We start from the raw sequence: 25,286 nt of genomic DNA on the forward strand, positions 1-25,286 counted from the left end.
AGGGCCAAGTCACGGCCGTTATCCGAAACGTACAGGCAAAAAAAAGGCGCCACGTTGCCGTAGCGCCTTAAAAGTTCTAGCCATTCCGAGGGCCGTGCTAGAACCTGAGAGCCTGTATTCCAAACACGGGGCGGTAAGCCTTGCGCACGTCGCCAGCCGTTTCGAAATCGGATTCCATTTTTTCCGGGATCATTGCTCAAGTCAAGCAAAATTTCTGTGTCCGGGCATCTGCCCGAAAGCGGCGTTGCGGGGACGTATCATTAAAAAGTTACGTATCTGATACCACTTATCATCGGGGCTTGCATGGCTTGCAAGTTTGACGCCGTGCCACGTCAACCTCACGTACAACCTCGCATTCGAAACGACGTTTCATTATGCAAATTGACACGATGAGCAGCCGGTCGACGAGCCGGAAAAAGACAAAAGACAAAGATGGCGATGAAGTCACCGCGCTCGCCCGTGGCCTGGACGTGCTGCGCCGGATCGCCGCCGCCGATGCGCCCGTCAGCAATCGTGAACTGGCCGACTGGACCGGCATCCCGAAGCCGACGGTGTCGCGCATCACCGCGACCCTCGTCGGCGCCGGCTTGCTGCTTCGCCTGCCCGACAGCGAGCGCTTCGTGCTGACGGCTTCGGTGCTCGAACTGAGCAACGGCTTTCTGCGCAACTTCGATATTCGCGCCCGCGCGCGACCGTTTCTGATTGCGCTCGCGGAGCGCACCGGCCTGAGCGTGCATCTAGCCGTGCGCGACCGGCTGGACATGGTCGTCATCGACGCGATCCGGCCGCGTTCCGCCGTGCTGGTTTCGCGGCTCGATGTCGGCGGCAAGATGGACCTGAGCCGCACCGCGATCGGGCGCGCGTATCTGTCCGTGCTCGACGAAGACGACCGGCAGGCGCTGATCGGCAGCCTGCAAACCGCGTCGGGCGATGACTGGCCGGCCATCGCCGGCGGCTTGCAGCGCGGTCTCGACGATGCGCGCCGTCACGGCTTCGCGATATCGCTCGGCGAATGGCATCACGGCCTCAACGCGGTGGCCGCGGGTTTCGTCGGTCCGTCGGAAGAGCGGTATTCGGTCAACTGCGGCGGGGCGGCGCATCAATGTCCGCATGAAACGCTCGTCGCGACCGTCGCGCCCGCGCTGCTCGAATGCATCGAATACATTGTGCGTGAGATCGGCGGCACGCCCGGCGCCAGGGCGTCTACCCGCGAGACGAAGTAAACTTACGCGCGCAATTGCGATGACGCGCGGCTGTCGCACGGCGTCCGACGGCCGCGCATCGGGCAATCGACGGCCCGCTGTTACAGCCGTAATCAACAGAAAGAATGCCCGGTGGACGGGCATCGGTGCGAGACGTAGCATCATGCTTCGCGCGCACCGGGGCCGCGCCGGGACGCATGGCCTAAGCCCTGCCCCAACATCGGCTGTTTTGAACTGACGGGCTGCTCGGCCCGCCGCCGGTCTTCCCGGACCCCGCCCCGACCTGCATCGCGAGATGCCGCCCATCCGCGCCCCGTACGACAGACTTGGAAAGACCCAGCCACCGAAGATGGACGACCAGAAAACCTCTCCCGCGCAGTCACGCCAGAAGCCCACGCGCCCCGCTGATCCCGCTCCGCCCGTTACCGCCGACACGCCGCCGCGCCGTCGCCGGCTCGTGCCGCTCATCGTCGCCGTGCTGATCGTCGCGGGAGCGGTGGCGTGGTGGCATCCGTGGAATCGCGGCGGCACGTCCGGCCAGCCGCAGGAGGCCCGTCAGGGCGGACGGCGCGGCGCGAACCCGATGAACCAGCCGCAGCCGGTGCACGTCGCCACCGTCGCGCAAGGCGAGATGCCGGTGGTCATCAACTCGCTGGGCACCGTCACGCCGCTCGCCAATGTCACGGTCAAGACGCAGCTGAACGGCACGCTGATGAACGTCGCGTTCACCGAAGGCCAGATGGTCAAGAAGGGCGATCTGCTCGCGCAAATCGATCCGCGTCCTTACGAAATTTCGCTGCGCAACGCCGAAGGCACGCTCGCCCGCGATCAGGCGCTGCTGCAAACGGCGCGTCTCGACTTGCAGCGCTATCAGACGCTGCTTTCGCAGGACTCCATTGCGAAGCAACAGGTCGACACGCAGGCATCGCTCGTCAAGCAGTACGAAGGCGCGGTGAAGTCCGATCAGGCGAACGTCGATACCTACAAGCTCGACCTCACGTATGCGCGCATCACCGCGCCGGTGTCGGGCCGCGTGGGCCTGCGGCAGGTCGATCCGGGCAACTACGTGACCACGGGCGATACGAACGGCGTCGTCGTCATCACGCAGTTGCAGCCGATCAGCGTGATCTTCACGACCTCCGAAGACAACCTCGCCGCCATCCTCAAGCCGCTGCATGCGGGCACGAAGATGTCCGTGACTGCTTATGACCGCGCGAACACGACCGCGCTCGAAGCCGGCTATCTGGAAACCGTCGACAATCAGATCGACACCACGACCGGCACCGTCAAGCTGCGCGCCACCTTCCAGAACAAGGAAGGCATGCTGTTTCCCAACCAGTTCGTCAACACGAAGCTGCTCGTCGACGTCATCAGGAATGCGACCATCGTGCCGACATCGGCGGTGCTCAACGGTTCGTCGGGCGCGTTCGTGTATGTCGTGAAGCCGGATAACACCGTGACCGTGCGCAACGTGAAGATCGGCCCGGTCGACGGCGAGCGCACCAGCATCAAGTCCGGCCTGCAAGTGGGCGAGCGGGTTGTCACCGACGGCTCGGACCGCCTCAAGGAAGGCGCGAAAATCACGATTCCGGCGGACCGCGCGGCGGGAGCCTCCGGTGCATCGGCGGCATCGGGTGCATCGGCGGCGGCGCCGGTTTCAGGCGCGTCGGGCGCGCGGCACGGCGGGCATCGGCGTCAGCAGCAGTCGCAGTAACGGTCAGGCGAACGCATGAATCCCTCCCGCATTTTTATTCTGCGTCCGGTCGGCACGGCGCTCCTGATGGCGGCGATCATGCTGGTCGGTCTTGTCGCGCTGCGTTTTCTGCCGCTTTCCGCGCTGCCCGCCGTCGATTATCCGACCATCCAGGTCCAGACCTTCTATCCCGGCGCGTCGCCCGACGTAATGACGTCCAGCGTCACCGCACCGCTCGAAAAGCAGTTCGGGCAGATGGCCAGCCTCAATCAGATGTCGTCGCAGAGTTCGGCGGGGGCGTCGGTCATCACGCTGCAATTCAGCCTCGACTTGCCGCTCGATATCGCCGAGCAGGAAGTGCAGGCCGCGATCAACGCGGCGGGCAACTTGCTGCCGTCAGACCTGCCCGCCCCGCCGATCTACGCGAAGGTGAATCCCGCCGACGCGCCGATCATGACGCTCGCGATCAGCTCGAAGACCCTGCCGCTCACGCAAGTGCAGGATCTCGCCGACACGCGCCTCGCGCAGAAAATTTCGCAGGTGGCGGGCGTCGGTCTCGTGTCGATCAGCGGCGGCAATCGCCCAGCGGTTCGCATTCAGGCGAACACGCGCGCGCTCGCGTCGTACGGGCTCAATATCGACGACCTGCGCACGACCATCTCCAACCTGAACGTCAACACGCCGAAGGGCAACTTCGACGGCCCGACGCGCGCCTACACGATCAACGCGAACGATCAGCTCACCGATGCGAACGCGTACAAGAGCGCGGTCGTCGCGTATCGCAGCGGGCGGCCGGTGATGCTGACCGATGTCGCGACCATCGTGGAGGGCCCGGAGAACACGAAGCTCGGCGCGTGGGTCGATTCGACGCCCGCGATCATTCTCAACGTGCAGCGCCAGCCCGGCGCCAACGTCATTCAGGTGGTGGACGGCATCAAGAAGCTGCTGCCGAATCTGCAGCAATCGCTGCCGGCCGCGCTCGACGTGCGCGTCGTCACCGACCGCACTACCACCATTCGCGCGTCCGTGCGCGACGTGCAGTTCGAACTCGCGCTGTCGGTCGTGCTGGTCGTGATGGTGATCTATCTCTTCCTCGCCAACGTCTACGCGACGATCATTCCGAGCCTTTCGGTGCCGCTGTCGCTCGTCGGCACGCTCGCGGTCATGTATCTGTGCGGCTTTTCGCTCGACAATCTCTCGCTGATGGCGCTGACCATCGCGACGGGCTTCGTCGTCGACGACGCCATCGTGATGATCGAAAACATCGCGCGCTACGTCGAAGAAGGCGAATCGCCGCTCGAAGCCGCGCTGAAGGGCAGCCGGCAGATCGGCTTCACGATCATCTCGCTGACGGTCTCGCTGATCGCCGTGCTGATCCCGCTGCTCTTCATGGGCGATGTCGTCGGCCGGCTGTTCCATGAATTCGCGATCACGCTGGCGGTGACCATCGTCATTTCGGCGATCGTGTCGCTCACGCTCGTCCCGATGATGTGCGCGAAGCTGCTGCGTCACACGCCGCCGCGCGACAGCAAGCGCTTCGAGGCGCGCGCGCACCGGTTCATCGACTACGTGATCGGCCGGTACGCGGTCGCGCTCGAATGGGTGCTGGAGCGGCAGCGCGCAACGCTCGTCGTCGCCGTGCTCACGCTGGTGCTCACCGCCGTGCTCTACGTGTTCATCCCTAAAGGCTTCTTCCCGACACAGGACACGGGCGTCATTCAGGCGATCACCCAAGCGCCGCAGGCCGCGTCGTATCAGGCGGTGGCCGAACAGCAGCAGGCGCTCGCGAGGAAGATTTTGCAGAACCCGGATGTCGAGAGTCTCACGTCGTTCATCGGCGTCGATGGCACGAACATCACGCTCAACAGCGGGCGCATGCTCATCAACCTGAAGCCCCGCGACGACCGCAGCGATACGTCGAGCGATGTCATCCGCACCATTCAGAGCGAAGTCGCGGATATCCCCGGCATCAAGCTGTACATGCAGCCGGTTCAGGATTTGACGATCGACTCCACCGTCAGCCCGACGCAGTACCAGTTCATGCTGACGGACCCGAACGCGACGGAATTCGCGGAATGGGTGCCGAAGCTCGTCGAGAAGCTGCAACATACGTCGATCCTGACGGATGTCGCCACCGACCTGCAGCAGAACGGCCAGTCCGTGTACGTGGAAATCGACCGGGCGACGGCCGCGCGCTTCGGCATCACGCCGGCGACCGTCGACAATGCGCTCTACGACGCCTTCGGCCAGCGCATCATCTCGACGATCTTCACGCAATCGAACCAGTACCGCGTGATTCTCGAAGCCGAACCGAGCGACGCGCACTACAGCGAAACGCTCAACGGCATCTATCTGCCCTCTTCCACCGCGACGAACGGACAGGTGCCGCTCTCGAGCATCGCGACGTTCCACGAGCGCGCAGCGCCCCTGCTCGTCACGCATCTCGGGCAGTTCCCGGCGACGACCGTATCGTTCAATCTGGCAAAGGGCGCATCGCTCGGCGCGGCGGTGAAGGCGATCGAACAGGCGAAGAACGAGATCGGTTTGCCCGCTTCGTTCCAGATTCGCTATCAGGGCGCGGCGCTCGCGTTTCAGGCGTCGCTGTCGAACGAACTGTTCCTGATTCTCGCGGCCGTCGTGACGATGTACATCGTGCTCGGCATCCTGTACGAGAGCTTCATCCACCCGATCACCATTCTCTCGACGCTGCCGTCGGCGGGCGTCGGCGCGCTGCTCTCGCTGATGCTCACCGGACACGACCTGGACATCATCGGGATCATCGGCATCGTGCTTCTGATCGGCATCGTGAAGAAGAACGCGATCATGATGATCGACTTTGCGCTCGAAGCGGAGCGCGACGAAGGCAAGTCGCCGCGCGAGGCGATCTTCCAGGCGTGCCTGTTGCGCTTCCGCCCCATTCTGATGACGACGATGGCCGCGCTGCTCGGCGCACTGCCGCTGATGCTCGGCTGGGGCGCGGGTTCGGAGCTGCGGCATCCGCTGGGGATCGCGATCGTCGGCGGGCTGATCGTGTCGCAATTGCTGACGCTGTTCACGACGCCGGTGATTTACCTCGCGTTCGATTCGCTCGGCCAGCGCCTGCGCGCGCGCTTCGGACGCGGCCTGCCCGGCCCGCGGCCCGCGAGCGACGTGGAGTAAGCCATGAACCTGTCGCGATTCTTCATCGACCGGCCCGTGGCGACGACGCTGCTCGCCATCGGCATCGCGCTCGCCGGCATGTTCGCGTTCGTGAGGCTGCCGGTCGCGCCGTTGCCGCAAGTGGACTTCCCGACCATTTCCGTGCAGGCGTCGCTGCCGGGCGCGAGCCCGGAGACGGTGGCGACGAGCGTCGCGAGCCCGCTCGAGCGGCATCTCGGCAGCATCGCCGATGTGAGCGAGATGACGTCGATGAGCTCGGTCGGCAGCACCCGCATCACGCTGCAATTCGGCCTCAACCGCGACATCGACGGCGCGGCGCGCGACGTGCAGGCCGCGATCAATGCAGCGCGCGCCGATCTGCCTGCTTCGCTGCGCAGCAATCCGACCTATCACAAGGTCAATCCCGCCGACGCGCCGATCCTCGTGCTCGCGCTTTCATCGCCCACGCGCACGGCCGGCTCGCTCTACGATTCCGCCGCGACCGTGCTGCAGCAGACGCTCTCGACGGTGCCGGGCGTCGGCGAAGTGGACGTGAGCGGATCGGCCAATCCGGCGGTGCGCGTCGAACTGGAGCCGGGCGCGCTCTTTCACTACGGCATCGGCCTCGAAGACGTGCGCGCGGCGCTTGCGTCGGCGAACGCGAACAGCCCGAAAGGCGCGATCGAGTTCAAGGGCACGCGCGTTCAGCTCTACACCAACGATCAGGCGAGCAAGGCATCGCAGTACAAGGACCTCGTCGTCGCTTATCGCAACGGGTCGGCGGTCAGGCTGTCGGACGTCGGCGAAGTGGTCGACTCCGTCGAAGACCTGCGCAACCTCGGCCTCATCAACAACAAGCGCGCGGTGCTCGTCATTCTGTATCGCCAGCCGGGCGCGAACATCATCGAGACGATCGATCGCGTGAAGTCCATGCTGCCGCAATTGCAGGCCGCCCTTCCCGCCGACGTCCAGATCACGCCGACGGCCGACCGTTCCACCACCATTCGCTCTTCCCTGCACGACACCGAGCTGACGCTCGTGATCGCAGTGGCGCTCGTCGTGATGGTCGTGTTCCTCTTCCTGCGCAACTGGCGCGCGACGCTGATACCGAGCGTCGCGGTGCCGATATCGATCATCGGCACGTTCGCGGCGATGTATCTGCTCGGCTTCTCGCTCGACAACCTCTCGCTGATGGCGCTGACTATCGCGACGGGCTTCGTCGTCGACGACGCCATCGTCGTGCTCGAAAATATCTCGCGCCATGTGGAAAACGGCGTGCCGCGCAGGCAGGCCGCGATCATCGGCGCGCGCGAAGTCGGATTCACGGTGCTGTCGATCAGCGTGTCGCTCGTCGCGGTGTTCCTGCCGATCCTGCTGATGGGCGGCATCGTCGGCCGGCTGTTCCGCGAGTTCGCGCTGACGCTGTCGCTGGCGATTGCCGTGTCGCTCGTCGTGTCGCTCACCGTCACGCCGATGATGTGCTCGCGCCTCTTGCAGGAAGGACACGAAAAGCGCGAGGAAGGACGGCTCGCGCGCTGGCTCGAACGGCAGTTCGACCGCCTTCAGCGCGGCTATGCGCGCACGCTCGGCTGGGCGCTCGGGCATCCGCTGCTCATTCTGGTCGTGCTGCTCCTGACCATCGCGCTGAACGTCTACCTGTACGTGATCGTGCCGAAGGGCTTTTTCCCGCAGCAGGACACGGGGCGCATCGTCGGCGGCATTCAGGCGGATCAGAGCACCTCGTTCCAGGCGATGAAGACCAAGTTTTCGCAGATGATGCGCATCGTCGAAGCGGACCCGGCCGTCGATAGCGTCGCGGGCTTCACGGGCGGGCGCTCGACCAACTCGGGCTTCATGTTCATTTCGCTAAAGCCCAAGGACGAGCGCAAGGTGTCGGCAGACCAGGTGATCGCTCGCCTGCGCAAGCCGCTCGCCGATGTCGCCGGCGCGCGCACCTTCCTTCAGGCGGTGCAGGACATCCGCGTGGGCGGCCGGCAGTCGAATGCGCAGTACCAGTTCACGTTGCTGTCCGACACCACGTCGGATCTGTACACGTGGGGACCGAAGCTGACCGAGGCGCTGCAGCATCGCCCCGAACTCACCGACGTCAACTCGGACCAGCAGCAAGGCGGCCTCGAAGCGATGGTCACGTTCGACCGCGCGACCGCCGCGCGCCTCAACATCAAGCCCGCGCAAATTGACAACACGCTCTACGACGCGTTCGGCCAGCGGCAGGTTTCCACCATCTATAACGCGCTCTCGCAGTACCACGTGGTGATGGAAGTCGCGCCGAAGTACTGGCAAGACCCGGAGATGCTGAAGCAGATCTACATCAGCACGTCGGGCGGCACGGCGAGCGGCGCGGCATCGACCAATTCGACGACTACGTCCAGCACGACGAGCACGGCGTCCACATCGGCGACCGGTTCGACCGGCGCGGGCGGATCGTCGACGAGCACATCGGACACGACCGCCGCGCTCGCGCTCGAATCGGTGCGCAATTCGGCCACCAACGCGATTGCGGCGAGCGGCAAGTCGGGATCGTCGTCGGGGGCGGCGGTATCGACGTCGAAGGAAACGATGGTCCCGCTATCGGCCATCGCGAAGTTCGGGCCGGGGAACACACCGCTGTCCGTGAACCACCAGAGCCAGTTCGTCGCGTCGACCATTTCGTTCAACCTGCCGCCGGGCAAGTCGCTTTCGGAAGCGACCGCCGCGATCTACGAGACGATGGCGCAGATCGGCGTGCCGCAGACCATCCACGGCAGCTTCCAGGGCACGGCGCAGGCGTTCCAGCAGTCGATGAACGACCAGCCCTTGCTCATTCTGGCGGCGCTCGCGGCGGTTTATATCGTGCTCGGCATCCTCTACGAGAGCTATATCCATCCGATCACCATTCTCTCGACGCTGCCGTCCGCGGGCGTCGGCGCACTGCTCGCGCTGCTGCTGTTCAAGACGGAGTTCAGCATCATCGCGCTGATCGCGGTCATTCTGCTGATCGGCATCGTCAAGAAAAACGCGATCATGATGGTGGACTTCGCGATCGAAGCGACGCGCAACGGCGCGAAGACATCGCGCGATGCAATCGAGGAAGCGTGCCTCTTGCGCTTTCGCCCGATCATGATGACGACCGCCGCCGCGCTGCTCGGCGCACTGCCGCTCGCGTTCGGCACGGGCGAAGGTTCGGAGATGCGCGCGCCGCTCGGCATCGCGATCGTCGGCGGGCTGATCGTCAGTCAGATGCTGACGCTCTATACGACGCCAGTGGTCTATCTCTACATGGACCGCATCCGTCTGCGCTCGGAAGCGCGGCGTGCGCGGCGCAACGGCGGGCCACGCGCGGCGGGGGCGGTCGAGTAAGGAACGCGCCGCCGCAAATCGACGTGGCGCGTGCCGCGAAAATCGCCTACGGTGTTCAGGACCGGCAACCGGAACGGAGCGACCTCGAATGAAAGCGATGAAAGTTCTGCTGATCGGCGCGCACGGCCGCACGGGGCGCCTGATCGCGCGGCGGCTGCATGACGAAGGCATCGCCTTTCGTGCGCTGCTGCGCAAGTCGGCGCAGAGGAGCGAGTTCGCGGCGCTCGGCGCGGAAATCGTGCTGGGCGATCTGACCAACGACTTCTCGCACGCGTTCGACGACATCACGCATGTGATCTACGCAGCCGGATCGGCGGAGACGGAAGGCGTGCATGAGGAACGCGCGATCGATCGCGACGCCGTCATGCGCACCGCCGATTACGCGAGGCGCCGCCGCGTGCGGCAACTCGTCGTGGTGAGCGCCTTGTCGGCGCTGCATCTCGACAGCAATCCGCTCGCGCTGCGCCACTATTCCCGCATGAAACGCGAATCCGACGATTACGTCGCGCATCGCGGCGTGCCTTATGTCATCTTGCGGCCCGGCCCGCTTTCGGATGCGCCGGCGCGCGGCGCGATCGCCCTGGCCGGTGAGCGGACGCAGAGCATGCCGGCGGCATCGCGCGAAGACGTCGCCGCACTGGCCGTGCGATGCGTGTTGCGTGGCGTGAAGAATCAGACGATCGGCTTCGTCGGTGGAAACGAGCCGATCGACGACGCGCTCGATGCGCTGATTGCGGGAGACGCGCTGGCTCCGATGCTCGCGCGTCAGAGCCAGCGCATCTAGTTCACGCGACGGACACGCTCAAGGCAGCAGAACGGTCGATCCCGTGGTTCTGCGCGCTTCCAGGTCTTCGTGCGCGCGCGCCGCTTCCGCGATCGGATACCGCTGCCGCACATTCGTCTTGACCTTCCCCGACGCGACGACATCGAACAATTCGGCGGCCATTGCATCGAGATCGCTGCGCTTCGCGATATAGCTGAAGAGCGTCGGGCGCGTGAAGTACAAGGAGCCGCGTCCCGCGAGTTCGGAGGAATCGATCGGCGGCAGCGGTCCCGACGAATTGCCGAAGCTCACGAACAAGCCGAGCGGCGCGAGACAGTCGAGCGACGCAATGTAGGTATCTTTGCCGATCGAATCGTAGACGACGGGCACGCCCGCGCCGTTCGTGATCTCACGCACGCGCTGCGTGAAATTCTCGCGCGTATAGACGATCGGATGATCGCAGCCATGCGCCTTCGCGATCTCGGCCTTCTCATCCGAGCCGACCGTGCCGATCACCGTCGCGCCGAGCGCCTTCGCCCACTGGCACGCGAGCATGCCGACGCCGCCCGCCGCCGCGTGAATCAGCACGGTATCGCCCGCCTTGACCCGATACGTGCGTCGCAGCAGATACTGCGCGGTCAGACCTTGCAGCATGATGGATGCGGCATCTTCGTAGCCGATGCCATCCGGCAGCTTGACGACGTAATCGGCGGCCATCACGCGCTCCTCGGCGTACGCGCCCGGCGGACGCGACGCATACGCCACGCGATCACCCGGCTTGAATTGCGTGACGCCCTCGCCCACCGCCGTCACTTCGCCCGCGCCTTCCATGCCGAGGCCGCCGGGCAGCGGCATCGGATAAAGCCCGGTGCGGAAATACACGTCGATGAAATTCAGCCCCACCGCATGATGCTTCACGCGGATCTCGCCCTTGCCCGGCTCGCCCACGTCCACATCGACCCATTTCATTACTTCCGGGCCGCCTGTCTTGTCGAATCGGATTGCCTTGGTCATCGCTCGATCGTCTCCTTGGTCTCGTAATTAGTTCAGCGCGCGTGCGGAAGGCGTGCGCGCAGTTCGTCGAGAATCATCCGCGCCGTCGCCACGTTGGTGGCGCACGGCACGTTGTGCACGTCGCAGGCGCGCACGAGCGCGTTGATGTCCGGCTCGTGCGGCTGCGGCGTCATCGGGTCGCGCAGGAAGATGACCACGTCGACGCGCCCTTCCGCCAGTTCCCCGCCGATCTGCAAGTCGCCGCCGTGCGGGCCGGACAGCTTGCGTTCGACGTCGAGACCGTGCGCGGCCGCGATACGCGCGCCGGTCGTGCCGGTCGCCACGAGCTGGCATTGCGCGAGCGTGTCGACGTACTCGCCCGCGAGCGCGACGATGTCGTCCTTTTTCATGTCGTGCGCGATGAGCGCGACGCGTGTGCTCATGCTCAGTACGTCCCCGGGTAAGCGCCGCCATCGATCAGAATGTTCTGGCCGATGATGTAACCCGCATGCACGCTGCAGAGAAACGCGCACGTTCTGCCGAACTCGTCGGCATGGCCGAAGCGGCCCGCCGGCAGCGCCTGCGCCCGCTGCGCACGCGCTTCTTCGATCGTAATGTTCTGCGCCTTCGCCTGCGCCTCGAACGTGACGGCGACGCGGTCGGTGTCGAACGTGCCCGGCAGCAGGTTGTTGATGGTGACGCCCGTCGACGCGACTTTGCGCGCCACGCCCGCGACGAAGCCGGTCAGCCCCGAGCGCGCGCCGTTGGAGAGGCCGAGCACGTCGATGGGCGCTTTCACCGATGAACTCGTGATATTGACGATGCGGCCGAAACCGCGGTCGATCATGCCGTCGATGGTGCGCTTGATCAGTTCGATCGGCGTCAGCATGTTCGCTTCGAGCGCCTTGATCCACATGTCATGCGTGAAGTTGCGGAAGTCGCCCGGCGGCGGCCCGCCCGCGTTGTTCACCAGAATGTCCGGCTGCGGGCACGCGGCGAGCGCGGCGGCGTGGCCGGCGGGCGTGGTGATGTCGCAGGCGACGGCCTGCACGTCGACGCCATATTTCGAGCGGATGCTCTCGGCGGTCGCTTCGAGCGTCTCGGCCGTTCGCGCCGTGATCACTAGATTGACGCCCTCGGCGGCGAGCGCTTCCGCACAGCCGCGCCCGAGTCCTTTGCTTGCTGCGCACACGAGCGCGGTGCGCCCTGCAATTCCCAGATCCATCGTCCATCCTCCATGTCTTCGTTGAGTGTTCGAATTGTTGGCCCGAAGCGCGATGCCCGATGTTCTGCATAAAGGCAATGCGTTGCGCGCTTCGAAACGCCTCTCGCGCATTCTAGAAGAATCGGGGCTGCAACGTCGGCGGCCGGCGAAGCGCGCCGCCACAGCCAAACAGCGAACGATTATTCCTAAACGACGCCGGCCTTTTCGGTAAACTGTCGCCACTGCCTCATCCGGCGCTTTCGCATGCGCGCCGCGCTCATCGCCCAGGCAGGACCATCACCCGAGCAGGACGCGCATCGCGCGAGACCCATGAAACAAGACAGCCGCTTCCCGAATCTCTTCATCCTCAATCACCCGCTGATCCAGCACAAGCTCACGCACATGCGGGACAAGGACACGTCGACGCGCACGTTCCGCGAGCTGCTGCGGGAGATCACGCTGCTGATGGGCTATGAAATCACGCGCAACCTGCAATTGACGACGAAGCGCGTCGCCACGCCGCTCGTCGAAATCGATGCGCCGGTGATCGCCGGCAAGAAGCTCGCGATCGTGCCGGTGCTGCGCGCGGGCATCGGGATGTCGGACGGCTTGCTGGACCTGGTTCCGTCGGCGCGCGTCGGGCATATCGGCGTGTATCGCGCGGACGATCATCGTCCGGTCGAGTATCTCGTGCGCCTCCCGCCCGATCTCGAAGAGCGCGTGTTCATCCTGTGCGATCCGATGGTCGCGACCGGTTATTCGGCCGTTCACGCCGTCGACGTGATGAAGCGCCGCAACGTGCTGGACGAGAACATCATCTTCGTCGCGCTCGTCGCCGCGCCGGAGGGCGTGAAGGTGTTCCAGGACGCGCATCCGGACGTGAAGCTTTACGTGGCGTCGCTGGATTCGCATCTGAACGAGCATGCGTATATCGTCCCCGGCCTCGGCGATGCCGGCGACCGCCTGTTCGGCACGCGCAACTGACGCGCTTTCGCCCTTTCGCGCCTCGTCGCCCTGCCCGCGCCGCCGCACGCCCGTGCGGCGGTGTCGTTTTCATCGTCCATTCGGCCAGGCGGAGGCTGCCGCCGCTTGGGGCCATGATAAAATTTCGGTCTGTTCCTAATCGGTAAATCGGGCGCCCGAGCGCCCGGCGGCGCGTTCAAGAGACGCCCCAAGCGAAGCGCGCGTTACCGTCGGAAGCCAGCTTGCCGCCCGGCCGCGCAACCCCGCGCGAAACCAGGCGGCGCGGACACATTCAGCACGCACAGCACATTTGGCGCTCGGTTTCTTGCCGCGCGCGACGGAGAAAGGTAATGGCGGGTCATTCGAAATGGGCCAACATCAAGCATAAGAAGGCCGCGGCCGACGCCAAGAAAGGCAAGGTCTGGACGCGCCTCATCAAGGAAATCCAGGTCGCGGCGCGCATGGGCGGCGGCGACATCGACTCGAACCCGCGCCTGCGGCTCGCCGTCGACAAGGCCTACGACGCCAACATGCCGAAGGACAACATCAACCGCGCGATCCAGCGCGGCGTCGGCGGCGTCGATGGCGCGAACTACGAAGAGATCCGCTACGAAGGCTATGGCATCGGCGGCGCGGCGATCATCGTCGACACCATGACGGACAACCGCACCCGCACCGTCGCGGAAGTGCGCCATGCGTTCTCGAAGTTCGGCGGCAACATGGGCACGGACGGCTCGGTGTCGTTCATGTTCGATCACGTCGGCCAGTTCCTGTTCGCGCCGGGCACGTCCGAGGACACGCTGATGGACGCGGCGCTCGAAGCCGGAGCCGACGACGTCGTGACGAACGAAGACGGCAGCATCGAAGTGATCTGCCCGGCGAACGATTTCCAGAAGGTGAAAGACGCGCTGGAAGCCGCGGGCTTCAAGGCCGAACTCGCCGAAGTGACGATGAAACCGCAGACCGAAGTCGAATTCAGCGGCGACGACGCGGTGAAGATGCAAAAACTGCTCGACGCGCTCGAAAATCTCGACGACGTGCAGGAAGTCTATACAAACGCCGCGATCAACGACGCGTGATCGCGCGCCGCGGCCGCCTGCCCGCGATGGCAGGCATATTGGGAACGCCTTTCGCTTGACTCGACGCTTGGGAAGGCGCGTGACGCAGCCGATGTCCGCGCGAGCCGCCTTCGTTTTGCCGTGTCTTGTCCGCGCCCGCGCGCCTTGCGCGCCGTCCGGTGCGCCGCCACTGCTTTAACACCAGTTTTTCGGGGATTCAAATGAAGTTACTCGTCGTCGGTTCCGGCGGTCGCGAACATGCGCTGGCATGGAAGCTCGCACAGTCGCCGCGCGTGCAGATGGTCTATGTGGCGCCCGGCAACGGCGGCACCGCGCAGGACGAGCGCCTGCGCAACCTCGACATCACCGACCCGGCGGCGCTCGCCGATTTCGCCGAGAAAGAGCACATCTCGCTGACGGTCGTCGGTCCGGAAGCGCCGCTCGCGGCGGGCATCGTCAATCTGTTCCGCTCGCGCGGGCTCAAGATCTTCGGCCCGACGAAGGAAGCCGCGCAGCTCGAAAGCTCCAAAGACTTCGCGAAGGCGTTCATGAAACGCCACAACATCCCGACCGCCGAATACGAAACCTTCACCGACGCCGCCGCCGCGCACGCCTACATCGACGCAAAAGGCGCGCCGATCGTCGTGAAGGCGGACGGTCTCGCTGCCGGCAAGGGCGTGGTCGTCGCGATGAACGCGGAAGAAGCACATGCCGCCGTCGATTCGATGCTCGCCGACAACCAGTTCGGCGATGCGGGCGCGCGCGTCGTGATCGAGGAATTTCTGACCGGCGAGGAAGCGAGCTTCATCGTGATGGTGGACGGCAAGCACGTGCTGGCGCTCGCCTCCAGCCAGGACCACAAGCGCCTGCTCGACGGCGACAAGGGCCCGAACACGGGCGGCATGGGCGCGTATTCGCCCGCGCCGATCGTCACGCCGCAGCTGCACGCCCGCGTGATGCGCGAAATCATCCTGCCGACGGTGCGCGGCATGGAAAACGAAGGCATCCGCTATACCGGTTTCCTGTACGCCGGCCTGATGATCGACGCGAACGGCAATCCGAAAACGCTCGAATTCAACTGCCGAATGGGCGACCCGGAAACGCAGCCGATCATGGCGCGCCTGAAGGGCGATTTCTCGAAGGTCGTGGAAATGGCCATCGACGGCAAGCTCGACGGCGCGGAACTCGACTGGGACCGCCGCACCGCGCTGGGCGTCGTGCTGGCCGCGTACAACTATCCGGACACGCCGCGCAACGGCGACCGCATCAACGGCATTCCGGCCGAAACGGACAATGCCGTGACGTTCCACGCGGGCACGACGCTCGCTGACGGCAAGTTGACGACGTCCGGCGGCCGGGTGCTGTGCGTCGTGGGCCTGGCGGATTCCGTGCGCGGCGCGCAATCCGTGGTCTACGATACAGTCAACCAGATCTCGTTCGATGGCATGCAGTACCGCCGCGACATCGGCTATCGCGCGCTCAATCGCAAGCAGGCCGACCGCCACGGCTGACAGGCGTTCGCAACTCAACGCGACACCGTGCTGCCGGACCTCGTGTCCGGCAGTGTTTTTAAGCGCATCTCTTACCTACGCGCCAGCCGGCTGGCGCAGTGCATCGATCGATGAGTGAACCGAACCGCAGCGCGGACAACCAGGCACGACAGGACGCATCGCCCGACATTACGGCTGTGCGTGAGTATCTGACGGGCCTTCAGGCTTCCATCGCCGATGCGCTCGGCGCGTTCGACGGCACGCCGTTCGCCACCGACGCCTGGTCCCGCGAGCCTGGCGCGCATCTGCGCGGCGGCGGCGTGACGCGCATTCTCGAGGGCGGCGGGTTTTTCGAGCGCGGCGGCATCGGTTTTTCGGATGTGCAGGGCGACGCGCTGCCGCCGTCGGCGAGTGCGGCGCGTCCGCAACTCGCGGGGCGCGGCTTCGAGGCGATGGGCGTGTCGCTCGTGCTGCATCCGCGCAATCCGCACTGCCCGACCGTGCACATGAACGTGCGCATGCTGACCGCGCTGAAGGACGGCGAAACGCCGGTTTTCTGGTTCGGCGGCGGCATGGATCTCACGCCGATCTACGGGTACGAAGACGACGCGGTGCATTTTCATCGCGTATGCCGGGATGCGCTGCAACCGTTCGGCGCGGATCTGTATCCCCGTTTCAAGACGTGGTGCGACGAGTATTTTTATTTGAAGCACCGAAACGAAGCGCGCGGCATCGGCGGAATCTTTTTCGATGACTTCTCGGAACCCGGCTTCGAGCGCTCGTTCGCGATGATGCGAAGCGTCGGCGATGCGTTCCTGAAAGCGTATCTGCCGATCATCGAGCGCCGCCGCGACACGCCCTGGACCGAGCGCGAGCGCGAGTTCCAGGCGTACCGGCGCGGCCGCTATGTCGAGTTCAATCTCGTTTTCGACCGCGGCACGCATTTCGGGCTGCAAAGCGGCGGACGCACCGAGTCCATTCTCATGTCGATGCCGCCCGTCGCGAACTGGCGCTATGACTGGCAACCGGAACCCGGCACGCCGGAAGCGCGGCTTTACCGCGATTTTCTGGTGCGCAGGGAATGGCTGTGACCGGGGCTTCGAATCACGACGGCGCGAACGCTCGGTGCGCGAAGCGCATCGGCTTGCTGGGCGGGACGTTCGATCCGATCCACACCGGTCATCTCGCACTCGCGAGGCGCTTCACGGACTTGCTGCAACTGACCGAGTTGGTGCTCCTGCCGGCGGGGCAGCCGTGGCAGAAGGCAGGGGTGTCGGCGCCGCATCATCGGCTGGCGATGACGCGTGCGGCGGCGGCATCGCTCGATATGGGCGGCGTAACAGTCACCGTCGCGACCGAGGAAATCGAGCGCGAAGGCGCCACTTATACGGTCGATACGCTCGCTCACTGGCGCGAGCGCGAAGGCGCGAAGGCTTCGCTGGCGCTGCTGATCGGCGCCGACCAGCTCGTCAAGCTGGATTCGTGGCACGACTGGAAGCGGCTCTTCGATCTCGCGCACGTGTGCGTCGAAACGCGGCCGGGCTTCGATATCGGCACGTTGCCCGCCGAAGTCGCCGCCGAGGTGACCGCGCGGCGGGCGTCGCCCGAAGTCTTGCGCAACTGCGCGCATGGGCACGTGCTGATCGACGAGACGCTCATGATCGACGTATCCGCGACGGCGATTCGTCAAGCGGCAAACACAACGGCGGGCGCAAGCGTCAGTGACGCGCGCGCCCAGGTCCCATCCGCCGTATGGGACTATATTGTTCAACATCACCTGTACCAACGGTAATTATGGAACTTCAAAAGCTTCAACGCGCGATCATCGACGGTCTCGAAGACGTCAAGGCGCAAGACATCAAGGTGTTCAACACGACCCACCTGACGTCGCTGTTCGACCGCGTGGTCGTGGCGAGCGGGACGTCGAACCGGCAGACCAAGGCGCTCGCCAACAGCGTGCGCGAAAAGGTCAAGGAAGCGGGTGGCGACATCATCAGCACGGAAGGCGAAGACATCGGCGAATGGGTGCTGGTCGATTGCGGCGACGCGGTCGTGCACATCCTCCAGCCGGCGCTGCGCCAGTACTACAACCTCGAGGAAGTCTGGGGCGACAAGCCCGTGCGCGTGAAGCTGCAAGAGCCGAGCATGTTCGGCGGCGCACGCGTCACCGCCGATGCGGACGAAGACGAGGACGAAGATCAGGACGACGCACCGGCAGTCAAACGCCCCGCTCGCAAGACCACGCGCAAGCAGGCATAAAAAGCGTCTTCATGAAGCTGGTCATCCTTGCCGTCGGACACAAGATGCCCGACTGGATCACGAATGGCTTCGACGAATACGCGAAGCGCATGCCGCCCGAGTTGCGCATCGAGCTGAAGGAGATCAAGCCCGAGCAGCGATCGTCGGGACGCAACGCAGAGAGCGTGATGGCTGCGGAGAAGCAGCGTATCGAAGCCGCCTTGCCGAAGAACGCGCGCGTCGTCGCCCTCGACGAACGCGGCCGCGACTGGACCACGATGCAACTCGCCAACGCCCTGCCCGGCTGGCAGCAGGACGGGCGCGATGTCGCCTTCGTGATCGGCGGCGCGGATGGGCTTGCGCCCGAAGTGAAGGCTCGCGCGGAAATCATGCTGCGCGTGTCGAGTCTGACGCTGCCGCACGGCATGGTGCGCGTGCTGCTCGCCGAACAGCTTTACCGGGCGTGGAGCATCACGCAGAATCATCCTTATCACCGCGCGTGAGCCTTCCCATTAGTTGGACGCCGAAGGCCGCGCGCTTCGAACTTCCAACTATCCGATGTCCGCTCAATCCAACGTCTATCCCTACGTCTATCTCGCCTCGCAAAGCCCGCGTCGACAAGAGTTGCTGAAGCAACTCGGCGTTCGTTATGAACTGCTGCTGCCGCGCCCCGATGAAGACGCCGAAGCGCTCGAAGCCGAACTGCATGGTGAATCCGCCGATGCGTACGTCGTGCGCGTCTGTGCGCTCAAGGCACATGCTGCGCGTGATCGCCTGCTTGCAGGCAAGGATGCACCCGCACCGATTCTCGTCGCCGATACGACCGTGACCATCGACGGCCACATACTCGGCAAGCCCTTGCATGAAGACGATGCCGTCGCGATGCTCGAGCGCCTCGCCGGACGCGAGCATGAAGTGCTGACCGCGATCGCCGTCGTCGATGCGCAAGGCGCGTTGCTCGAGCCGGTCTTGTCGCGTTCGACGGTGCGCTTCGCGCCTGTCGAACGTGCTGCGCTGCAACGGTATGCCGCCACTGGCGAGCCGCTCGGCAAGGCCGGCGCGTATGGCGTACAGGGCCGAGCGGCGGAGTTCATCGAGCGAATCGACGGGTCCTATTCAGGTATCATGGGTTTGCCCCTTTTCGAAACCGCAGCACTCTTGCGCGTGGCGCGCGTCGAATTCTAAACAGGCCATGAACGAAGAAATCCTGATCAACGTCACACCGCAAGAAACCCGCGTCGCACTGGTTCAGCAAGGCGCCGTTCAGGAACTTCACGTGGAGCGCACGCTGTCTCGCGGGCGCGTCGGCAATGTGTATCTCGGCAAGGTCGTGCGTGTGTTGCCGGGCATGCAATCGGCGTTCATCGATATCGGTCTCGAGCGCGCGGCGTTTCTTCATGTCGCCGATATCTGGCATCCGCGCATCGCGGGCGAGCCGCATGGATCGGGTACGCACGTGCCGATCGAAAAGATCGTGTTCGAAGGACAGGCGCTCATGGTGCAGGTCGTGAAGGACCCGATCGGCACGAAGGGCGCGCGGCTGTCGACGCAGGTGAGCATTGCCGGACGCACGCTCGTGTATCTGCCGCAGGAGCCGCATATCGGCATCTCGCAGAAGATCGAAAGCGAGGCGGATCGCGAGGCCGTGCGCGCGCGCCTGACCGCCGTGCTGCCCGCCGACGAGAAAGGCGGCTATATCGTGCGCACGATCGCCGAGGACGCGTCGAGCGAAGAGCTGGCCGCCGATGTCGCCTACCTGCGCAAGACCTGGGCGACCATCGTCACGCAGGCTCAGCGCGTGCCGGCGACGACGCTGCTCTATCAGGATCTGAATCTCGCGCAACGCGTTCTGCGTGATTTCGTCAACGACGAGACGACGCGCATTCAGGTGGATTCACGCGAGACCTATCAGATGCTCGCGGATTTTGCGGCGGAGTTCACACCGGCGGTGGCGTCGCGGCTGCATCACTACACGGGCGAGCGGCCGCTCTTCGATCTGTACAACATCGAGGCGGAGATTTTGCGGGCGCTGTCGCGGCGCGTCGATCTGAAGTCGGGCGGCTATCTGATGATCGATCAGACCGAGGCGATGACGACCATCGACGTGAATACGGGCGGCTATGTCGGCGCGCGCAACTTCGATGACACGATCTTCAAGACCAACCTCGAAGCGGCGCATACGATCGCCCGGCAACTGCGGTTGCGCAATCTCGGCGGGATCATCATCATCGATTTCATCGACATGGAGAATGTCGAGCATCGCGATCAGGTCCTGGGCGAGTTGAAGAAGGCGTTGTCGCGGGACCGGACGCGCGTGACCGTCAACGGTTTCTCGCAGCTCGGGCTGGTTGAGATGACGCGCAAGCGCACCCGGGAGTCGCTGGCGCATGTGCTGTGCGAGCCGTGCCCGACGTGTGAGGGCAAGGGGCAGGTGAAAACGCCCCGGACCGTGTGTTATGACGTGCTGCGCGAAATCATGCGCGAATCGCGGCAATTCAATCCGCGCGAGTTTCGGGTGGTGGCGTCGCAGCAGGTCATCGATCTGTTTCTGGAAGAAGAGTCCCAGCATCTGGCGATGCTGATGGACTTCATCGGGAAGCCGGTTTCGCTGCAGGTGGAGTCGAATCTGAGCCAGGAGCAGTATGACATCGTGTTGATGTGACGACTGCCCCGTTTCATCCGTCTAAACTGCCCGCGTCTCCCCGCCCTCCTTCGGCGCGGCGCTGATCAATATCCCGATAAGAAACACGAACAAGTTGCCCTCGGTGAAGTTCAGCAGCAACGAGTTCGCGAGACAACCGAGCACGAACGCAAAGAGATAACCCTGCGCGATGCTCCGCGCAGGCTCCACGAGGCGTTGACTCGCTCGCGCCACCGCGACCAGAAACCATACGAAGAGCGCGACGCCGATCAGCCCGAGCTGTACGCCCATCAGGAAGAACTCGTTGTGCGGATTGCCGGCCATGGCCGCGCGTCCGCCCGTCTGCATGCTCGCAAGCCGCTCGAACTGCGTGCGCACGCTGCCCACGCCGAAGCCAGCTATGGGACGCTCCGCGATCAGCGCGAGGCTGCGGCGGTAAAACTCGATACGCACGCCCATCGACGTATTCTTGTTCTGCGTTTCGAACTGGGTGATTTCCTGAGCCGTGTCGGCGAGGCGCGAATCCTTGCCGTACATCACGAAGGCTCCGACGCACAGGCAGACGATGATCGCACCAACGCCCGCAATCCAGCGCGTGCGCTTGTCGTATCGGCGGAACTGCGCTGCGTGCATCACGAGATAGATGGCGATGTACGCGATCGCCACCACTTGCCCCGTGCGCCCTTGAAGCACGAACAGGACGTTGATCATCGCCAGCACGGCAACGAGATACAGCGCCTTGCTCGCGACCGCGTGCTTCGCCGACTTCGCCAGCGATGCCGCGAGGCAAACCAGAAACGCCATCATCAGGCCGCCGGAGATATGGTCCTTGAAGACCCACGGCCGCGTCATCGCGTCCGTGCCGTGCACCGGCCCGACCGCCGTCCAGCCCAGGTAGTTCGTGTAGGTCAGGATCATCGTCAGCACGAGCGACGCGAAAAGGCCCCACACGGCGACGCTGGCCCATGCCGTGGACTTATCGTCGGCAAAGACGAGATAAAGCAGCGGGATGAACAGCAGCTTCCTGTACTTCATCAGGAAGTCGACCGCCTCGTTCATGCCCGGCGACGTGTACGCGAGGCTCAATGCGAGCGCGATGAACAGCACGAGCGCAGCCAATCCCGCGGGCGACCGGGCGCGCAAAGTACGCGCACGCCGCCATACTTCAGGCGATAGCAGAGCCAGCACGGCGAATAGCGCGGAGCCGACGTTCACGCCTGCCGTCGAGATGGGCACGAGGCAAAGCGTCAGGATGGCGAACCATTTCGCCGCGACCAGCTGGTAAGACTCGCTACCCGAGCGGCCCAGTTTCGAGTTATATGTGACTTGCATTATTTGTTTCCGGAACCCCGAACCTTCATCTCGCGCCACGCAGATAGAAATCAGCCCTGCTTCGCAGTGCCTCGTCCGAATAGATGGCTTCCACCGTGCGTCGAGCTTGCTTTCCGACCGCTTCACGCAACGCGCGATCGTTCAGCAGCGTGCTGACGAGACCGCGCGCTTCGTCGGTGGTATCGAACAGAAAGCCGTTCTCGCCATGGCGAATCCATTCGGCATAGCCTCCGCGCCGGTGACATACGACGGGCAGTGCGCACGCCATCGCTTCGAGCACGACCCGCCCGAACGTCTCGACATGCGCGCCGGTCCGATAATAAAAGACATCGAGGCTATGCAGGAAGCTCACTGCGGGCAACGCGCCTTCGGGCAGGATATGAATAGCCGGAGCATTCGCCAGCGTTTCGCCGGTTGCCGCGCGCAGAGCGGTCGCGCCCTGCAGTCGTATCTCGGCGCCCTCGCCGGCCCAGGCCCGGTAAAGCGCGATGTCGTCGAGATCGTGCTTGTCGAGCGTGTCGCGGCTCAGGCGCCCGACGACCGGACGCCCATCAGTTGGACGCTGTTGCGGGGCGGGTGAGAACTGCACGATGTCGATGGGCGACGGCTGCACTTCGCCGTCGACGCCCAGCAGCTTTCTCTGGAACTCGGAGATGAACACGTATTCCGTGCGCGGCCAGCGCAGCATCGACGGATGTGCCGCGGTCAGCGAGAGGATCTTCGGATGGAACGTGTTGAACACGTAGATCAGGCGCTGTGGCGCGCGGGTGAGATACGGCCACAGCTTGTTGCGCCAGTGCGAGCCGACGAATACGAACGTCCCGCCATTCGGACGATGCCCCGCGCCGAGCCCGATTCGCCGAATGCCATGGCCGCGCGCAAGCTCCGGCGAACACCGTGCCGACGGCGACCACAACGTGAGATCGCTGCGATCGCGCAACAGGCGGGCGAGATGCAGGGCTTCCTGCTCGCTGCCGCCGTTCTCATTCATGAATCCGTTGATGAGGTGGATGGTCGGCTTAGGCACTGCGTTAGGCATCCCAGCTGGAAGTTGATAAACGCGTGACGATCGAATTCACGATGAACGGTGCGGGCGCGGTAAAGGCAGGCGCGACACGCCGATAAACCGCCTCGGTCGCATGGATGAAGCGCTCGTCCGAGAACTCGCTTATTGCCTTGACGTACGCGCGCGCGCCAATCGCCGGCAACTGGCTGCGAGCCGCGATGATCGATCGCAGTGTCGCGCTCAGGGCCTCGACGTCGCGCGGCTCGACGATCCAGCCGTTCTCGCCGTCATCGACGTTTTCGGGCAGCCCGGCGTAGGAAGTCACGATGACGGGCTTGGCCATCGCCATCATCTCGCGGCACGCGAAGGACACCGTTTCCACTGCGAACGACAGCACGAAGCCCACGTCGAACGTGGCGATGTAGTCCGCCACATTCTCCACGAATCCGGCAACATGTACATGATCCTGCATGCGGAGCGAATCGATGATTTGCTCCTGCTCGTCGTTCGGCTCGGTGCCCACCACGACCACCATAACCTGCGCGCGCAAATCCGCGGGAAGCGCGGCCACCGCCGCGATCATGTCCATGGTCCCTTTATACGAATCGAACCCGCTAATGGTGCCGATAACCAGACGTTTGGCGCACTCCTTTCCCAGCATCCTCTCGCGCTTCACGGCGGCAACGGCTGTATCGCGCGGCGCGAATTTGACAAGGTCAACGCCGTTCTTCACTACCGTGAGCGGACAGTGTCCATAAACCGACCCGCGCACGAGTTCCGCAGTCGAATCGGCCACCGCGATGACTTCGTCGGTAGCGAGCGTCGCCCGGAGCCGGGTCAGGAAGTCGCGCTTGATGGCAATTGAGTTGTGCTTCGTAAAAACGATCCCCGGCCGGGGTTTCTTCCACCACAACATGACGAGCAGCAACAAACGGTGATCCGGCGAGCCGTTCGCATGGATGACGTCGAAGCGCTCGCATTCGATCAACGTGCGCAACGTGCGCCAGGCGGCGCGCATTCGCGGGAAGTCCTTGATCTTGGCGGGAAAACTCATCGGCACGGCGGTCACGCCCGGCAGCGCGCGGGCATGGTCGAACAGCCGGCTCGAGCCGGGTGCTGCGATAAACACCTGATGCCTCACGGACAGAGCCCGTGCAATCGCGACGATATATGTGTCGTGGCCGCCACCGCGGCCATCGTGAAAATTAGTAAGAAGTATCTTCAAGAACGCTCAACTACAGAATCAATGGCCGCAAGCGTCTGTTCAACGGACGGCGGAGCGCCTTCATCGCCGATCGAGACACATAAGCCGGGGACATCTACACCAAAATGCGGCCGCGAGGTCGCGCTAAAAATCATCACCGTCGGTCGGCGCAGTTCGCTCGCCAGATGCACGAGGCCCGTATCCGTTCCGACAACCAGCGCGGCCAGCGCGATGTGCTGCGCCATCTCCTCGATGCTCAGTTTCGGCAGCACCCGCGCGCCGGCGACGTCTTGCGCAATCGCTTCGGCGTCGCGCCGCTCGGCATCGGAGCCCCACGGCAAAAGCGGCGTTATGCCCCGCGCGACGAGCGACTGCGCGACCGCAATCCACTTGTCGATCGGCCACTTCTTTTCCGCCTTGGACGTCGCGTGAAAGAGCAAGGCGAACGGCACGTCTTTCGTCACGGGTAGCGGCGTGAGGGGTTTCGGAATGGCAAAGACGCTGGGCGGAGCGGCGTCGATCGCATAGCCGAGCGTGTCAGCCAGCGTCTGGCGCATGCCGCGCCACGCGTTCGCATCATGACGAGGCGCGAACCGATGCGTATAGGCAAAAGCAGCGCCGCGCTCGCCCAGATTGACGTTCGCGTAGCCGAAGCGGCGCTTCGAACGGGCGAGAAACGAGATGATCGCGCTCTTGTAGACGCCGTGCAGGTCGAAGACGGCGTCGTAGCGTTCGCGCCGCAAATCGGCAATCGACGCCCAGATCGCCTTCAGATCCCCGAGGTTGCGCGCCTTCTTGAAGCGCCGCAGCGGCGCACACAGCACCCGCGCGACGCCCGCATTCCAGCGCGGTATGTCGGCGAAGTTCTCGTCGGTCGCCCAGTCGACCTTCAGCCCCGGAAACGCGCGATGCAGATCACCGACGACCGCCTGTGCCTGGATCACATCGCCCAACGAACTGACCTTGACTATCAAAACTCGCTTCATTCTGCGATCGCTTGC

General features: G+C 64.4%; 21 protein-coding genes. 14 read left to right on the forward strand and 7 right to left on the reverse strand.

The window, feature by feature from the left end; all coding sequences use genetic code 11:
• The first annotated feature begins 374 nt into the window (after positions 1–374).
• From LDZ21_RS09295 to LDZ21_RS09315, 5 genes are all read left to right on the forward strand, one after another.
• Positions 375–1,223: an IclR family transcriptional regulator gene (locus tag LDZ21_RS09295; protein WP_244792966.1), complete on the forward strand. Its 849-nt coding sequence runs from the start codon at positions 375–377 to the stop codon at positions 1,221–1,223.
• Between the two features lie 328 nt (positions 1,224–1,551).
• Complete coding sequence (locus LDZ21_RS09300; protein ID WP_244792968.1) at positions 1,552–2,916, forward strand: MdtA/MuxA family multidrug efflux RND transporter periplasmic adaptor subunit; 1,365 nt, start codon at positions 1,552–1,554, stop codon at positions 2,914–2,916.
• Positions 2,917–2,931: 15 nt separating this feature from the next.
• Positions 2,932–6,054, forward strand: a complete 3,123-nt coding sequence (locus LDZ21_RS09305; protein ID WP_244792970.1) for an MdtB/MuxB family multidrug efflux RND transporter permease subunit — start codon at positions 2,932–2,934, stop codon at positions 6,052–6,054.
• Between the two features lie 3 nt (positions 6,055–6,057).
• Positions 6,058–9,393 (forward strand): efflux RND transporter permease subunit, encoded by a 3,336-nt coding sequence (locus LDZ21_RS09310; RefSeq protein WP_244792972.1) that lies wholly within the window; start codon positions 6,058–6,060, stop codon positions 9,391–9,393.
• An 88-nt stretch (positions 9,394–9,481) separates the two neighbouring features.
• Complete coding sequence (locus tag LDZ21_RS09315) at positions 9,482–10,177, forward strand: NAD(P)H-binding protein (RefSeq protein WP_244792974.1); 696 nt, start codon at positions 9,482–9,484, stop codon at positions 10,175–10,177.
• A gap of 18 nt (positions 10,178–10,195) precedes the next feature.
• Here the strand turns inward: LDZ21_RS09315 and LDZ21_RS09320 are convergent, their stop codons facing one another.
• The 3 genes from LDZ21_RS09320 to LDZ21_RS09330 are packed head-to-tail and all read right to left on the reverse strand — an operon-like array spanning position 10,196 to position 12,374.
• On the reverse strand, positions 10,196–11,170 hold the full coding sequence (locus LDZ21_RS09320; RefSeq protein ID WP_244792976.1) for a quinone oxidoreductase family protein: 975 nt from the start codon (positions 11,168–11,170) through the stop codon (positions 10,196–10,198).
• Positions 11,171–11,202: 32 nt separating this feature from the next.
• Positions 11,203–11,592: a methylglyoxal synthase gene (locus LDZ21_RS09325; protein WP_035960866.1), complete on the reverse strand. Its 390-nt coding sequence runs from the start codon at positions 11,590–11,592 to the stop codon at positions 11,203–11,205.
• 2 nt (positions 11,593–11,594) lie between these two features.
• Positions 11,595–12,374 carry an SDR family oxidoreductase gene (locus tag LDZ21_RS09330; protein WP_035960864.1) on the reverse strand — a complete coding sequence of 260 codons (780 nt, stop codon included), beginning with the start codon at positions 12,372–12,374 and terminating at the stop codon, positions 11,595–11,597.
• Between the two features lie 309 nt (positions 12,375–12,683).
• On the opposite strand from LDZ21_RS09330, the gene upp reads away from it, so the two are divergent.
• The 9 genes from upp (at position 12,684) to rng (ending at position 20,764) form a co-directional block, all read left to right on the forward strand.
• Positions 12,684–13,337 carry a uracil phosphoribosyltransferase gene (upp, locus tag LDZ21_RS09335; protein WP_035960862.1) on the forward strand — a complete coding sequence of 218 codons (654 nt, stop codon included), beginning with the start codon at positions 12,684–12,686 and terminating at the stop codon, positions 13,335–13,337.
• A gap of 329 nt (positions 13,338–13,666) precedes the next feature.
• Positions 13,667–14,395, forward strand: a complete 729-nt coding sequence (locus tag LDZ21_RS09340) for a YebC/PmpR family DNA-binding transcriptional regulator (protein WP_035960859.1) — start codon at positions 13,667–13,669, stop codon at positions 14,393–14,395.
• A 200-nt stretch (positions 14,396–14,595) separates the two neighbouring features.
• Positions 14,596–15,885 (forward strand): phosphoribosylamine--glycine ligase, encoded by a 1,290-nt coding sequence (gene purD / locus LDZ21_RS09345; protein WP_035960855.1) that lies wholly within the window; start codon positions 14,596–14,598, stop codon positions 15,883–15,885.
• 110 nt (positions 15,886–15,995) lie between these two features.
• Positions 15,996–16,955 (forward strand): oxygen-dependent coproporphyrinogen oxidase, encoded by a 960-nt coding sequence (gene hemF / locus LDZ21_RS09350; RefSeq protein WP_244792978.1) that lies wholly within the window; start codon positions 15,996–15,998, stop codon positions 16,953–16,955.
• Positions 16,946–17,656 (forward strand): nicotinate-nucleotide adenylyltransferase, encoded by a 711-nt coding sequence (locus LDZ21_RS09355; RefSeq protein WP_244792980.1) that lies wholly within the window; start codon positions 16,946–16,948, stop codon positions 17,654–17,656. The genes hemF and LDZ21_RS09355 overlap by 10 nt, the downstream gene beginning before the upstream one ends.
• Positions 17,657–17,658: 2 nt before the next feature.
• Positions 17,659–18,123 carry a ribosome silencing factor gene (gene rsfS / locus LDZ21_RS09360; RefSeq protein ID WP_244792982.1) on the forward strand — a complete coding sequence of 155 codons (465 nt, stop codon included), beginning with the start codon at positions 17,659–17,661 and terminating at the stop codon, positions 18,121–18,123.
• A gap of 11 nt (positions 18,124–18,134) precedes the next feature.
• Positions 18,135–18,605 (forward strand): 23S rRNA (pseudouridine(1915)-N(3))-methyltransferase RlmH, encoded by a 471-nt coding sequence (rlmH, locus tag LDZ21_RS09365; protein ID WP_035960846.1) that lies wholly within the window; start codon positions 18,135–18,137, stop codon positions 18,603–18,605.
• A 55-nt stretch (positions 18,606–18,660) separates the two neighbouring features.
• The gene (locus tag LDZ21_RS09370) at positions 18,661–19,287 is read left to right on the forward strand and encodes a Maf family protein (RefSeq protein WP_244792984.1); all 627 of its coding nucleotides are present in this window, start codon (positions 18,661–18,663) and stop codon (positions 19,285–19,287) included.
• 7 nt (positions 19,288–19,294) lie between these two features.
• Positions 19,295–20,764: a ribonuclease G gene (gene rng, locus LDZ21_RS09375; RefSeq protein WP_035960843.1), complete on the forward strand. Its 1,470-nt coding sequence runs from the start codon at positions 19,295–19,297 to the stop codon at positions 20,762–20,764.
• 21 nt (positions 20,765–20,785) lie between these two features.
• On the opposite strand, the gene LDZ21_RS09380 is transcribed toward rng, so the two are convergent.
• The 4 genes from LDZ21_RS09380 to waaC are packed head-to-tail and all read right to left on the reverse strand — an operon-like array spanning position 20,786 to position 25,271.
• Positions 20,786–22,075, reverse strand: a complete 1,290-nt coding sequence (locus tag LDZ21_RS09380) for an O-antigen ligase family protein (RefSeq protein WP_244792986.1) — start codon at positions 22,073–22,075, stop codon at positions 20,786–20,788.
• Positions 22,076–22,100: 25 nt separating this feature from the next.
• Positions 22,101–23,066 carry a glycosyltransferase family 4 protein gene (locus LDZ21_RS09385; RefSeq protein ID WP_244792988.1) on the reverse strand — a complete coding sequence of 322 codons (966 nt, stop codon included), beginning with the start codon at positions 23,064–23,066 and terminating at the stop codon, positions 22,101–22,103.
• Between the two features lie 40 nt (positions 23,067–23,106).
• Entirely contained in the window at positions 23,107–24,306 is a 1,200-nt protein-coding gene (locus LDZ21_RS09390; protein ID WP_244792990.1) for a glycosyltransferase family 4 protein, read from the reverse strand.
• Positions 24,303–25,271 (reverse strand): lipopolysaccharide heptosyltransferase I, encoded by a 969-nt coding sequence (gene waaC / locus LDZ21_RS09395; protein ID WP_244792992.1) that lies wholly within the window; start codon positions 25,269–25,271, stop codon positions 24,303–24,305. Before waaC ends, LDZ21_RS09390 begins: the two co-directional genes overlap by 4 nt.
• Positions 25,272–25,286: the final 15 nt, after the last annotated feature.

This window comes from Caballeronia grimmiae (genome assembly GCF_022879615.1).
Lineage (GTDB): Bacteria > Pseudomonadota > Gammaproteobacteria > Burkholderiales > Burkholderiaceae > Caballeronia > Caballeronia grimmiae.